At 36.0% G+C, this 14,380-nt stretch carries 13 protein-coding genes; 6 read left to right on the top strand and 7 right to left on the bottom strand.

What is annotated here, in order from left to right; translation table 11 throughout:
• Positions 1-40: 40 nt before the first annotated feature.
• The 6 genes from WEEVI_RS03945 to WEEVI_RS03920 are packed head-to-tail and all read left to right on the top strand — an operon-like array spanning position 41 to position 5,981.
• The gene (locus tag WEEVI_RS03945; protein WP_013597876.1) at positions 41-2,002 is read left to right on the top strand and encodes a site-specific recombinase; all 1,962 of its coding nucleotides are present in this window, start codon (positions 41-43) and stop codon (positions 2,000-2,002) included.
• An 11-nt stretch (positions 2,003-2,013) separates the two neighbouring features.
• Positions 2,014-2,445, top strand: coding sequence for a deoxycytidylate deaminase (locus WEEVI_RS03940; RefSeq protein WP_013597875.1), 432 nt, complete (start codon positions 2,014-2,016; stop codon positions 2,443-2,445).
• A gap of 5 nt (positions 2,446-2,450) precedes the next feature.
• Positions 2,451-4,037 (top strand): S41 family peptidase, encoded by a 1,587-nt coding sequence (locus tag WEEVI_RS03935; protein WP_013597874.1) that lies wholly within the window; start codon positions 2,451-2,453, stop codon positions 4,035-4,037.
• Entirely contained in the window at positions 4,034-4,918 is an 885-nt protein-coding gene (gene xerD / locus WEEVI_RS03930; RefSeq protein ID WP_013597873.1) for a site-specific tyrosine recombinase XerD, read from the top strand. Before WEEVI_RS03935 ends, xerD begins: the two co-directional genes overlap by 4 nt.
• A 6-nt stretch (positions 4,919-4,924) precedes the next feature.
• Positions 4,925-5,446, top strand: coding sequence for an NUDIX hydrolase (locus tag WEEVI_RS03925; protein ID WP_013597872.1), 522 nt, complete (start codon positions 4,925-4,927; stop codon positions 5,444-5,446).
• Between the two features lies 1 nt (position 5,447).
• A complete protein-coding gene (locus tag WEEVI_RS03920) occupies positions 5,448-5,981 on the top strand; it encodes a DUF4136 domain-containing protein (protein WP_013597871.1) in 534 nt (177 codons plus the stop codon).
• A 23-nt stretch (positions 5,982-6,004) separates the two neighbouring features.
• Here the strand turns inward: WEEVI_RS03920 and WEEVI_RS03915 are convergent, their stop codons facing one another.
• The 7 genes from WEEVI_RS03915 to WEEVI_RS03885 form a co-directional block, all read right to left on the bottom strand.
• Positions 6,005-6,490 (bottom strand): GNAT family N-acetyltransferase, encoded by a 486-nt coding sequence (locus tag WEEVI_RS03915; RefSeq protein WP_013597870.1) that lies wholly within the window; start codon positions 6,488-6,490, stop codon positions 6,005-6,007.
• Between the two features lie 46 nt (positions 6,491-6,536).
• The gene (locus WEEVI_RS03910) at positions 6,537-7,430 is read right to left on the bottom strand and encodes an OmpA/MotB family protein (RefSeq protein WP_013597869.1); all 894 of its coding nucleotides are present in this window, start codon (positions 7,428-7,430) and stop codon (positions 6,537-6,539) included.
• A gap of 17 nt (positions 7,431-7,447) precedes the next feature.
• On the bottom strand, positions 7,448-8,215 hold the full coding sequence (locus WEEVI_RS03905) for an exodeoxyribonuclease III (RefSeq protein WP_013597868.1): 768 nt from the start codon (positions 8,213-8,215) through the stop codon (positions 7,448-7,450).
• Positions 8,216-8,492: 277 nt separating this feature from the next.
• Positions 8,493-9,635 carry a 3,4-dihydroxy-2-butanone-4-phosphate synthase gene (ribB, locus tag WEEVI_RS03900; protein ID WP_013597866.1) on the bottom strand — a complete coding sequence of 381 codons (1,143 nt, stop codon included), beginning with the start codon at positions 9,633-9,635 and terminating at the stop codon, positions 8,493-8,495.
• 8 nt (positions 9,636-9,643) lie between these two features.
• Positions 9,644-11,146, bottom strand: a complete 1,503-nt coding sequence (locus WEEVI_RS03895) for an LptF/LptG family permease (protein ID WP_013597865.1) — start codon at positions 11,144-11,146, stop codon at positions 9,644-9,646.
• 3 nt (positions 11,147-11,149) lie between these two features.
• Positions 11,150-11,767, bottom strand: a complete 618-nt coding sequence (gene lolA1 / locus WEEVI_RS03890) for an outer membrane lipoprotein periplasmic chaperone LolA1 (protein ID WP_013597864.1) — start codon at positions 11,765-11,767, stop codon at positions 11,150-11,152.
• Positions 11,768-11,782: 15 nt separating this feature from the next.
• Entirely contained in the window at positions 11,783-14,260 is a 2,478-nt protein-coding gene (locus tag WEEVI_RS03885) for an FtsK/SpoIIIE family DNA translocase (protein ID WP_013597863.1), read from the bottom strand.
• Between the last annotated feature and the right edge of the window lie 120 nt (positions 14,261-14,380).

The raw sequence follows: 14,380 nt of genomic DNA, 5'->3' as shown, positions 1-14,380 counted from the left end.
ACGATATTATTGATACCTTTGTCTATAAAAATGAGTGTGCATGAAGTTAGAAGCTCTATTAACTATTTCCCAATCCTATGACAAAAGCTATTTAGTAAAAGTTCTAAAGTTTGCCCGAAAAAATTATCCCAATGCAATAGACTTCATAGACGATCTCACCTCGACGCTAGAGAGAGATTCTATTTACCGAGAAAAATTCCTCAAGCTCTATTCAGAAAGTTTCCGTCAGTTAAATTTTATAGCCTATTTAGTAGATTCTGGTATAACCACGTTCGATGGTTTATTTTCGATGATTCGAAAACGTATTGGCGATTTTATTTTGCCAGAAATCGAAGATAATAACGAATTATCGTCATTGCTGAATGAAATTTTTTATGAACAAAAGAATTTTAAATGGGTAAAACTAATTCCCAAAGATCGCTGGCAACGATTGTATAGTGTTTTGCTTTCTGATACATCAGAAGAACAGATGAAAGAAATCCATGCCAATATCCAATCACAATTATTACAGTCTATATCTATCCTCAATGATAGAATAACAGGAGAGTTTGCAGATAAAGAATTAATACGTTACACGAACGAAGTAAATTACTTAGATAATCCAGTATCTAAATTATCACTAAGAATAAACCGGATTGTTGATAAAATCGAAGTTAATTTTGATACATTAGAGATCAAAAAACATATAGTCGATTGTAAGATTTTATTAGAAAACATTCTTACACAAAAAGATTACAAAGGAATATCGCTAAAAGTTGCATCGAAACTCAATACTATGCAACAACAATTGGTACGTTTACAGTTGTTGATTAATCAATATAACCGTCTCAATACAGCAGGAATTGTCGATTTTCTTACCCAAGCAACCAAATCATGGGTGGGTTTCTATTCGCCCAAAAATCTGGTAAGCAATCAGTTGAGTGCTACAGTCTATTTGGTAACTTTCTTAGCAACCTATCATAACGGGAAAACAGGAGAGAAATACATTACTTCTACTGCTAAAGATTACATAAAAATGTTTTCTACCGCTTGCGGTGGTGGGTTTATCGTTTCCATTTTGTGTTTCATCAAAGTACTAATTAGTAATGTAGACAATGCATCGCCTTTGTTTCACGGTTTCTTCTATAGTCTAAATTATGCCATCGGATTCAGTACCATATACCTTTTGCATTGGACACTTGCAACAAAGCAACCATCGATGACTGCAGCACGAGTAGCACAAGCCATTAAACCAACAGAGGGCAATGAAATCAACGTAAAAGACTTTACAACATTGTTTGCTCAACTCTCTCGTTCACAGTTTATTGCCTTTATGGGGAATGTGATTGCAGGATTTGGGATTTCATTAGGACTGTTCTATATCATAAAAGACATACTGAAAATAGATTTCATAAAATACTCTAAAGCCTATCAGTTTTGGGAAGAATTGGTTACGATGGACGGTAAAATATTTTGGTTTGCATCTATTGCCGGTGTATTCTTGTTCATTTCTGGGCTCATTTCTGGATTAGTCATTAACAATCAACGATATAATAATATACCCGACAGGATATACAATCATCCCATCCTCAAACGGTTATTTTCTACCCATAAACGCCGTAAAATTGCCCATTGGTTCGAGATAAATCTCGGAGGAGTTGTCGGGAACGTCGCTTTTGGTTTTATGATGGGAATGGCCTTTTTGGTCGGGCAATTTACAGGTATCCCGTTCGATATCCGACACATCACTTTTGCCGCTGGAAACTTAGCCATCGGTATCGGAGGAATCGGTTATCATTTCGATATTGCTCCGTTAATTATCGCTTTTATCTCTGTATTTCTAATTGGGGGATTCAACTTTATCGTAAGTTTTACTCTATCGTTGCTCTTGGCAATGCGCTCGAATAATATCCCATTTGCCAAAATATTCTCACTATCTTTACAAGTCATCAAAGCTTTTGTCCGAAATCCATTTCCGTTTATCATCCCCCCACTATGGACCAGAACCAAACAAGAGGCATAGAATCGAAATACATGAAAGACGAAAAACAATTAAAATACGATAAAGCTTATCTGCGAATCGCAAGAGAATGGGCAAAACTATCCTACTGTGAACGAAAAAAAGTAGGCGCCATTATTGTTAAAGATCGAGCCATTATCTCCGATGGATTCAACGGATCGCCAAGCGGTTTTGATAATAGATGCGAAGACGAAAATGGCGAAACCAAATGGTATATTTTGCATGCAGAGGCCAATGCAATCCTCAAGGTTGCCGCATCTACACAGTCGTGCAAAGGTGCAACACTATATCTCACTCTTTCGCCTTGCAAAGATTGTAGTAAACTCATTCATCAGTCGGGTATCAACCGTGTAGTGTATATGCAAGATTATAAAGATGTAGAAGGGCTAGACTTTTTACATAAAGCTGGCGTTGTAATCGAACAAATTCCAGAAGAGTTTTTGTGAACTTTATGCGAAAATTTTTCAAAATACTCAATTATTTTCTGGTTGTACTTATTCTTTTTTTATTAGGATTTTTAGCAGGAAAACGGTACGACATTGCCTTCGATAGTAATGATGAAATTATCGGATTGCATTATAGTGGAAACGAGCAAAAAATCAGACGGTTAGTTTCTTTAATCGATGCACAATATATCGACGGAATAAGCTCCGATAGTTTGGTCGATGTTGCCATAAAAAAAATTGTCGATCAACTAGATCCACACTCCAAATACATAGAAAAAGTAAAAGTTGATAAAACCAATCAAGAAATCAAAGGAGAATATGTTGGGATTGGTATAGAATACAAAGGACTCCGAGATACTCTGGTGATTACACGTGCTTTGCAAGATGGCCCAAATGCAGATTTATTGCGTTTTGGTGACCGTATTCTCGCCGTAGATAAGGAGAGTGTTGTAGGAAAAAACGCATCGAAATTCGAGCAATTGATCAAAGGCAGAAAAGGTAGCACAGTTCAGCTAGATTTATTACGTAACAAAGACTCCATTACTGTAACAGCTAAGCGAAACATTGTCCCCGTCAATCCGATTGTTGGCGAACATATGATCAATCAAGAGTTAGGGTATATAAAGCTATCTAAGTTTACCAACAATGCAGCTTCCTATTTCCATCAATCCCTAAAAAATCTTCTGGCACAAGGTATGCAAACTTTGGTTCTTGATCTAAGAGGAAATCCCGGAGGAGTAATGTCGCAGGCAGAAGCAATTGCAGATGAGTTTCTAACCAAAAACGAACTGATTGTCTTTACCAAAGATAAAGACGAAAAGAAAAAATATATTTTCGCTACAAAAGGCGGCTTATTCGAGCAAGGACAAGTTTATGTGCTGATAGATGAAGGATCGGCCTCTTCGAGCGAAATTGTTGCTGGAGCATTGCAAGATTATGGCCGCGGTACAATAGTTGGTAGGCGCTCATACGGGAAAGGGTTGGTACAACGAGAAATCGATTTGGGTGATGGTTCTAGCATTCTTCTGACGGTTGCAAGATACTACACGCCAAGCGGACGGTCTATACAAAAACCTTACACCGTTAGCAAAGAAACTTATAATGAAGATTTGCACAATCGTATACGTTCTGGTGAGTTGTTCTCAAGAGATAGCATAAAGCTCAACGAACAATTAAAATTCAGAGCTCCATCTGGAAAAATAGTATACGGCGGTGGAGGAATAGTTCCCGACGAGTTTGTAGCGTTCGATACACTGTCGGTAGCCAATTGGCTAACGTATAATCCTGATGCGAAATATTATGATGAATTCGTTTTTAACAAAACCGACGAAAATAAAAATATTCTCCTATTGCAAACCGAAAATATATTTTATCGATATTTCGACGGATCTCTTTACCATGCAGATTTTCTCAAGATTCTTGGGCTTAAATCCAGCATGGTCAAAAAAGATTATTTTCCGATTGTTAACACGTTTCTCAAAGCATCTGTAGCAAAGCTCAAGTTCGGATTACCTATGTATTACCGTGTCTGGCTACCCGAAGATGAAATGATAAAAAGAGTTATAGAATTAGAAAACAAAAGAAAAAGATGAGCTGGGAAGAGAGCTTACTCGAATACCAAACTTACCTGAAGCTGGAAAAACATATGGCAAATAATACGATCGAAAGCTATATGCGAGATATAAAAAAATTACAACAATTCTCTCCACTTTTACCCCAAGAACACACCTACGATAGTTTGGTAGAATTTGTACACGCAATGGCCAAAGAATACAGTCAACGCTCACAAGCAAGAATACTGTCTGGACTTAAAAGCTATTTTAATTATTTGCAGTACGAGGAAATAAGACAAGATAACCCAACAGAATTATTAGAAAGCCCAAAAATTGGCACAAAATTACCCGATGTGTTAACCGAAAAAGAAATCGATCGTTTGGTTGATGTAATCGACTTATCAAAACCAGAAGGCGAACGAAATAGGGCTATAATAGAAATGCTATACGGATGTGGTTTACGGGTGACGGAGTTGGTAAATCTACGGATTTCGGATCTTTTTTTCGAAGAAGGATATATACGAGTTCTGGGAAAAGGAAACAAAGAGCGCTTGGTTCCGATAAGTCCATATACAATAAAGTACATCGACTTGTATAGGAACGAAATCAGAAAACATCAACCCATTCAACCAGGGTACGAGGATATTCTTTTTCTTAATAGAAGAGGGCGGAACATTACACGTGTTATGATATTTACTATTATAAAAGAATTATCCATCATCGCAGGAATACAAAAAAATATAAGCCCGCATACATTCAGACATTCTTTTGCAACTCATTTACTGAAAAATGGAGCCGATTTACGCGCTATTCAGCAAATGTTAGGGCACGAAAATATTGTAACAACAGAAGTTTATACACATATTGATCAAGAACATTTGAGAGAAGCAATCCTCAACCATCATCCAAGGAATAAATAAAGAAGTATGCAAAAACAATTCAACTATTGCCCACATTGTGGCGCTTCTAGTATAGAAATCTATGATTATCATCGCCTACATTGCAGTCAATGTGATTTTGTATATTTTCATAATGTTGCAACAGCAACAGCAATAATTATTAGGCGAGGCAATGAATTACTTTTCTGTGTTCGAAATAAAGAACCTATGCTTGGGAAACTCGACTTGCCTGGTGGTTTTGTCGACCCAAAAGAGTCGGCAGAAGAAGGAGCACAACGAGAGTTAAAGGAGGAATTGAATTTGGATATTCCGGTCGAAAATCTTCGGTATTATAGATCTCAACCTAATAAATATTTATACAAAGATGTAGAATATCGTACGTGCGATTTGGCTTTTATTGCTAATTTTCCAGAGAATGCGGCATTAAATTTGGAGGATAATGAAATACAATCTATCCGATGGATAGCAATGCAAGATGTTAACTTACAGGAAATTGGCTTTGAGTCGTTGAGAAGGATTGTGCAACAATATATAGAGGAAAATAAATAAGATGAAAAAGTTTTATATTTTACTGATCGTATTGACAGGATTAACGGCATGTACCACCCAACAAGTACAAGTAGATTATGACCGTAATATAAATTTCTATTCACTGAAAACTTATTCAATAAACGAAGATAGCATACAATTGGATGAATTGGATAAAGAACGTTTTCTTAGTATTTTAAAAAAACAATTGTCCCAAAAAAATCTACTCTATTCAGAGAATGCGGATATCCAGATCCAAATCTATCCGAAAGAATACGTATCCAAAAACAGTAATAGTTCTGTTGGTGTTGGAGTAGGAGGCGGAAATTATGGTTATAGAGGTGGTTTTGGTGGAGGGGTTTCTTTTGGGATTCCTATCAGTTCTAAAAAATTAAACCAAGACTTCATTGTGCAATTTTGGCAAAACAATCAATTGATTTGGGAGGGTATCCTAGCCATTCAAATGCCTTATAATGCATCACCCGAAACAAGAGATGTAGCTATGGAAAAAGGGATTCAGAAATTACTGAAAAATTATCCACCCAAAACCAAATGAAAAATAGAGATTTCCTAAACTTTTTATGCTTCTCTTTTCCATAGATAAACCAGTGGGTTTTCTGTGGAGTTTTCTAGGATTGTTTTCTCTAATATTGTTTTTGTTGCGGGATTATTAGGTTGGATTTTAGCTGCAATTTTATCTAACTTCAGTTCATTGATTGCATAATCGATAACCAGTTGTAGCGCTTCGGTTGCATAACCTTTGTTCCATTGTTTTCTCTTTATTCGTACATTGAGAACAGGTCCATATTTGGTCTTTCGCAAACCGCACCAACCCACAAAGCGTCCACCTCTCATTTCGTGTACACTATACAAACCAAACCCATTCTCTTGGTAATGAGCATGCATTTGCTCGATGAATATTTTTGCTTCTTCTATAGAAAGGTAGGGTTTTTCATTTACTTTTTTCATCAATTCGATATCCGAATTCATCAAAAAGAGTTCTTGAGCATCCCATTCTAGAAACTCTCTTATAACCAAGTTTTTGGTATCTCCGATAATTTTCATATAAATTAAAAAAAATATAGCCACCTTCCGGTGGCCATAAAGATACTTATATTTGATTCAATAATTTATTGATTTTCTCTAGGTTTGGTGTGATGATAATTTCCACACGTCTGTTTTTAGCTTTCCCAGATTCAGTTGCATTGTCACCAATAGGGATATATTTACTTCTACCGGCCGCTGTCATTTGAGTCGGACGAACACCATCTTTTTGTAGAATTTTGGTTACTGCCGTTGCTCGCATAACCGATAAATCCCAGTTATCTTGTACATCACCTTGTTTTGCACCATATGGCACACTGTCTGTGTGTCCTTCGATTAGAATATTTAGGTCGTTTTGTTTTTTCAGAACACTCGAAAGTTGAACTAGAGCACTTATTCCTTCCTGGCGTACGTCCCATTTGCCAGTAGAAAAAAGCAATTTATTTTCCATAGATACATAAATTTGCCCATTTTTCTCGTAAACTGTAATTCCCTTGCCCTCGAATCCGCGTAAAGCATCAGAAATAGATTGTTTTAGTTTCGCGATTGCTTTTCTTTGTTGTGCCAATAAGTTTTCGAGCTCATTGATTCGTTTTATTTTGGCTTGTAACTCTGTTTCTTTTGATGTTAAATCTGATCTTGTTTTGGCTAATTGATTTAGCAAATCACGATTTTTTTCGATATTGTCTTGCAACTCTTTCGATGAGTCTTGTGCTAGAGCTTCGAATGCATTTTGCTGTTCATCTAGCTCGGTTTGTTTATTAGTAAGTTCTTGTTGTAGTTGAGCAATTTCTTCATTTTTCTGAGTCAAAATGTTATCTAAATCACTCAATTTTCCTTCAAAATTATTTTTTTCCTGCATCAATAGGTAATACCGATCTTCTAAATCATTGTATTTTTTTAGCGGAACACAAGTTGCAAATGTTGCTAGAGTTATAAGGGAAAAAAGACCTTTTTTCATAGGTTTGTTCTATTTTTTTAGAATTCAAGTTCTACCAAAATTGGGCAATGATCCGAGTGTTTTGCTTCGGTAAGAATTCCAACTCTTTTTATATTATTTTTTAGTTGATGACTTACCATATGGTAATCTATTCGCCACCCTTTGTTGTTTGCGCGAGCATTGGCACGATAACTCCACCAAGTATAATGATGAGGTTCTTTAACAAAAAATCGGTAAGAATCTATCATTTCGCATTGGTCGATAAAGCGAGTCATCCAATCGCGTTCTACGGGTAAAAAACCAGAAACTTTGGCATTACAAATCGGATCGTGAATATCAATAGCTTCGTGACAAATGTTATAATCTCCAGCTATAACGAGATTCGGGATGTTTTGTTTTAGGTTTCTGATATAATTAAGAAAATCTTCACAAAACTGAAGCTTAAAATCCAGCCTCTCTTCCATATTTGTACCACTAGGCAGATAAAGACTGATGACGGAAAACTGATCAAAATCCAATCGAATTACTCTCCCTTCATGATCTATATAATCTATTCCTGTGCCTATTTCTACATTTTTTGGTTGAATTTTACTGAAAATTGCAACCCCACTATATCCTTTTCTTTGAGCAGAATGCCAATAAGCAGTATAGCCTAATGCCTGGATTTCAGAAATATCCACTTGCTCGGGTTGTGCTTTGGTTTCTTGTACACAAAATATATCAGGATTTGCTACACGCAACCATTCGGTAAGACCCTTTCTTAGTGCAGCTCGAATGCCGTTTACATTGTAACTAATTATTTTCATGATGACGAATTTACAGCTTTTTTTAGAGCACGACAAAGTTCAGAAAATTGGCTTTATTTCATAATAAATAAAAATAGAGAAAAGTTAATGGAAATTATTTTTTCTATAAAATTGGTAAAAAAGCTTTATTGAATAAATAATGTATATATTTTCTTATTATGCATCAAGAGGAAATTGTTTTTTTTTAGCGTATTTTGATATTCGAAAAGTGAGTAGGTTTATAGATTTAGTTGGTTTAAAAATGAAAGTCAGTGCATTTGCACTGACTTTCTTGTTTTTAGATTTGTGTATATCTCACAATTTCTAAGCCGAACTCAGTAGTTTCGGGTTCTTTATTGTTTGTCGAACGGGTTAATATATTCATTTTTTTGATGCCTAAATCCTTTATAATTTGTGATCCGATACCGTGATCTTTTTCATCTATTGGCAGAATACCAGAATCCATTTTACCTTCAGAGTATTTTTTGTATAAATTAAGTTTTGTGTGGATAGATTCTGGCGTTTGGACATTATTGATAAAGATAATCGTTCCTCTACCAATTTCATCGATTACTTTTGCTGTACAAGCTAGCATGGGTTGCTCACCGTTTTGTAGGGCAGAGAACAAGTCATAGTAACTATTGGTAGAATTTACACGAACAGCAACTTCATCATTTTCGGTCCATTCCCCTTTTGTCAGGGCATAATGAATCTGATTGTTGGTTGTTTGTCTGTAGGCAATCAATTTATAATCACCAAAGAATGTTTTCACCGGGAATTCATCTATTCTTTCTACCAAAAACTCATTTTTCAGACGATAGGCAATTAAATCTTCGATCGAAATAATCTTCAAATCAAACTTGTTGGCTACTTCTAACAATTCAGGGAGACGCGCCATTTCTCCATTCTCTTTGAGAACTTCTATGAGTACACCTGCAGGTTTGAAGCCTGCCAGACGTGCTAAATCTACCGTAGCTTCTGTGTGTCCAGAGCGTACAAGGACTCCGCCATCTTTTGCAATAAGCGGGAAAATATGTCCAGGGCGTCCCAATTCATCGGGGTCGATATTATCATCGATCAATGCTTTGATGGTTTTTGAACGGTCAGAAGCTGAAATTCCTGTCGTTGTTCCATATCCTTTCAGGTCTACAGAAACGGTAAAGTTGGTTTCGAAAACGGCTGTATTATGTCCGACCATTAAATCTAGACCGAGATGTTTGCTGCGTTCTTGCGTGATGGGTGCGCAGACCAATCCACGTCCATGGGTTACCATGAAGTTTATCATTTCTGGTGTTACCAATTCGGCAATCCCTACAAAATCTCCTTCATTTTCACGATCTTCATCGTCGACAACAATGATGACTTTCCCTTGCTTTAGGTCTTCTAATGCCTCTTCTATTGTATCTAATTTAGTTTTTGATTGAGTCTTTGAGGTCTCCATAATCTTGTTTATTGATAGCGAGAATGTTCGCTGTTTTTTGGTTTTATGAATTTGCTGTATAGTTTCATTATCGGATCGATGTATTTACTAATATCGAAAAGAGCAGAATCGCTATTGGCTTTTAGAAGTAAAAGTACCGAAAAGGGTAGAAAAATGAAATTTGCTGCCCAAGCCGATAAAAACGGATGTAAGTTACCACTTTTGGTGAGATTTTCTGCAGTAAAATTGATGATAAAATAAAAAATAAAAACTATTATCGACATGATAACGGGCATTCCAATTCCGCCTTTTTTCACGATTGCTCCTAATGGTGCTCCTATAAAAAAGAAAATTATACACGTTATCGCATAAGACCAATTACGGTAATAATGCAAATTGATTCTCGAAAAATATTTTTTTCGGGCATTGTCTTCTTCAATCTGAAACTCATTATTCTGTATATCTCGATCTATATTGGCGATAGCCGAGTTAAGAGAAATAATCTGAATGTTTTTTTCCAATTGTTCAAATTGTACCAAAGGCTGTTCTATTTTTACTTTTTCTTGCTTCAGTTCTGCCATCTTATTACTGTAATAATAAGAACTGATGTAATTGCTTTTGGCATTATTAAGATAAAATTCCTGGTTGGTTTTTTGAACCGAGTCGATTAAGAGTTTGAGGTCTTTTCCTTTTAAGTTTTTATAGAAGTTGCCAGGATCTTGTTGGGTTTGTTTATCAACAATTGCAGAAATATCGATAAAGTAATGCAGCGAATCGAACTTTGTTGTTTGGTTTTCTTGTCGTTTACGTTGCTCATAACTTTTATTCTTTAGCGGCTCTGTGTAAGAAATTCCATCAAAAAGTTCTAGCTTCAGAAAACGAGGGTTGTGTTTATCAACTTGCAAAATTCCTTTTTCAGCAATTATGGTCAAAGGGTCTTGTTCGATGTTGATATCATTTCCGTTTTCGTCCAAGACTGTTTTGCTCAATTGTTGATGAATAAAGATGTCGGTAAGCTTTTCGCTGTTGTCACCGTCGACCCGATTTACTTTCATGCTGAAGCCTGGGATATTGTTGCTAAAAACACCTTCGGTAATTTGCAGAGTAGGTTTTGCTTCGATAACCGAAAACATTATTTGTCGAGCTTTCCGTTGAGAATAAGGCATCATTTTGTCCCCGAAATGGTACAGCCCTATCGATAATAATGCCACCAAAACAAAAACAGATGAGAGAATACGAACGAGCGAAAGACCAGAGGCTTTCATGGCGGCAAGCTCATATCGTTCGCCAAACCCTCCAAATGTCATGATCGACCCCAAAAGAATCGTCAGCGGTAAAACGAGTTGAATGACGTTAATGCCCATATAAAAGATAAGCTCACCAATGGTAAGCCAATCTAATCCTTTGCCTACATATTTATCCATTTCTTGCCAGGCAAACTGGACTATAAAAATGAAAAATAAGATGCTAAATATAAAGAAAAACGGACCGATGAAGGTCTTTAAAACATAACCGTCAAGTTTCTTAATCATCAATTATAATTGTGTCACAATGTAGCCTTTCGACTTGTATTTATTGCTGTCAAAGTTAAAGTAACTTTTATGAATAATTAAATTTTCTAAATATTCTTTTACAGTGATAGAAGTCGTTTGATTATTTTTGCTTACTTCTTTATATTGATAAATTTGGTTATTATTGGTATTGATGCCTAATAAAGCATATTGTATCGATGATTGATTGTTTTTAGGGGTAAATCTTACGTATTGAATGGGTTGCCCAGCAATCGTTTGTTTTTTATCTAACTTATACGTGTAATCATTGGTGTAAGAATTTAGAATTTTAGTAGGCGTTAATAAATCATCTGTGTTTCGACTGTTAGAAATCGTTACTTCTTTGTCATCATTAGAAATTGTATACAATTTTTTGCCGTCATATAGCTGGTTAATGTCCATGACGTTGAGATTGAATTTCTCTTTTAAGGAAAATACCTCACCTTGGAATTTTTTTCCACCATTTTCTAAATCAAATTTTATGTAGTAGGTTGATGCTTTTTGATATTTGCTTTTTACTTTATCCAACAAGTCTTTTGCATCTTGTGCGTAGGCAATTATCCCCGATAAAAATACCAAAAAGGTAAATAAGCTCTTTTTCATTTCTCAACAATTTTGTTAATCAAGATTACTCAACAACTGTTCCAAACTTAGTTCATCTTGGATCAACACTTGCCGGGCTTTGCTGCCTTCAAATGGGCCAACAATTCCTGCCGCTTCTAATTGATCTATCAATCGCCCTGCTCGATTATATCCTACTTTTAGTTTTCGTTGCAATAGAGAAGCAGAGCCTTGTTGAGCAGTAATGATAATTTTTGCTGCTTCCTCGAATAGAGCATCTCGTTCACTCAGGTCTATATCAGATGCACTGCTTTCTTCTCCTTCGTATTCTGGTAAGTGTAATGCGTCAGGATAGCCTTTTTGATTGCCAATAAATTCTGTTATTTTATCTACTTCTGGCGTATCGACAAATGCACATTGAATCCGAACCAAATCATTTCCTGTAGTGAAAAGCATATCCCCTTTTCCTATTAATTGGTCGGCACCAGAAGAGTCTAGAATTGTTCTAGAGTCGATTTTAGATGTTACTCGGAAAGCAACACGCCCCGGGAAATTGGCTTTTATCGTTCCCGTGATAACATTCACCGACGGGCGTTGAGTTGCAATAATTAGATGGATACCAACGGCACGCGCCAACTGAGCCAAACGAGCAATTGGTAATTCGACTTCTTTTCCGGCAGTCATAATCAGGTCTGCAAACTCATCCACAACCAAAACGATATAAGGTAAAAAACGGTGACCATTCTCAGGATTGAGTTTTCTTTGTTTGAATTTTGCGTTGTATTCTTTGATATTTCGGACATAGGCATTTTTCAGTAACTCGTAACGCTCATCCATTTCTATACACAATGAATTTAAGGTGTTGATAACCTTGGTGTTGTCGGTGATGATGGCTTCGTCTGAGTCTGGGAGCTTGGCCAAATAATGACGTTCTATTTTCGAGTAAAGCGTTAGCTCTACTTTTTTCGGGTCGACCAAAACAAACTTCAGCTCTGAAGGATGTTTTTTGTATATCAAAGATGTGATGATTGCATTCAATCCTACAGATTTACCTTGTCCTGTGGCTCCTGCCATTAAAAGGTGAGGCATTTTAGCCAAGTCGGCAACAAAGGTTTCATTAGAAATTGTTTTTCCAAAAGCGATTGGCAACTCCATCGTTGATGATTGGAACTTGGCAGAAGCAATAACAGAATGCATCGATACAATAGAAGGATTAGAGTTGGGTACTTCTATCCCAATTGTTCCACGTCCTGGGATAGGAGCGATGATGCGAATACCCAAAGCGCTTAAACTTAGTGCAATATCGTCTTCTAGATTTTTTATTTTCGAGATGCGTATACCGGCTTCTGGAACAATTTCGTACAGCGTAACCGTTGGCCCGATGGTTGCTTTTATTTGCGATATCCCGATTCCGTAATTAGCCAATGTGTCTACAATTTTATTCTTATTGGCATCCAACTCTCGCTGATCAATTGTTGTTTGCGAAGCATTCGAATATTTGGTTAGCAAACTCAGTGGCGGAAATTGATAGTTTGGCAAATCTAAATGTGGATCGTATTCACCATGTTTTTTCACTAGATTTTCGGATATTTCTTCCAAAACCTCTTCTTCGGTATTTTGCTCAATTTTCAGTTCAATACTCTCCGCTTCACCTGATTCTTCTTTTTCTATATAAGGCTGAGGAATATCTGTTTTATATAGAGTTGTAGAGATTTCGTTTTCTTTATTTTTTTTGTTTTGTCTAGAGGCTTCTTTTTCATACTCTTCTATTTTTTGAGCATCGGTTAAGAAATCCTCTTCCTCTGTATGGGTTTCTAAAACATGAACAATCTTTTGATCTTTTTTTTCGGTAGGAAGTTTTGTTTCTTCTCTAGTGGGATGGTTAAACTCCTCAAAAGGATCGTTATTTTCTCTTTCGGCTTTTTCTTTTTCTGCAAGATCGCTTTCTAAACGTTTTTGCTTTTTGATTTCTCTTTTGGTTTCTAATTTGTGTGTGATATTTTCGTAACTCAGTCGCCAATGTACAATAGCGTAGATAAGGAAGCTGACAAACAATACCATGCCAACACCAATTTTTCCTATCAAACTATTGAGAAAATCATTGACTTCGAAACCCATTGCTCCAGACAAAATATCTTTATTCGGGAAAATAAAACCTAGTAAAATTGGTCCCCATATCAAGAAGAAAATCCAGTTATATACGGCGTGAAAGGGTTTTATTTTTTTTAGTCTAGTCAATACTTTTAGACCAAGAATTATCAAAAAAATAGGGAAGAAAAACGCCGCAATTCCTATACCGTTGCGAACAAAAATCTCTCCTAAAAGAGCTCCTAGCTTTCCAAAAATATTTTCTGCCTCGATCGATTTGTCAGTCAGTTGATAGATTTGGCTTTGATCCCAACTGCTGTTGATTAAATAAGAAACAAGTGATAAAAACAAAGTAAATCCTAAAGAAATAATTAGAATACCAATTATGGTTCTAAATGTTTTCTTTTTAGATGTTTTTACATCAGGCTCTGTATTTCGTATGGTCATTGTATAATAGGTTTGTAGAAAAACGAGTTACAAAAATAGAAAATAACCCAATAGAAAGAGAATAAATATAGACAGAAAATTACAAGAGAAGAATGTTTTCAAAAGCCAATGAAAACAAGT

Source organism: Weeksella virosa DSM 16922, assembly GCF_000189415.1.
Taxonomy (GTDB): Bacteria; Bacteroidota; Bacteroidia; order Flavobacteriales; family Weeksellaceae; genus Weeksella; species Weeksella virosa.
This window is presented reverse-complemented; position numbering and strand designations above follow the sequence as displayed.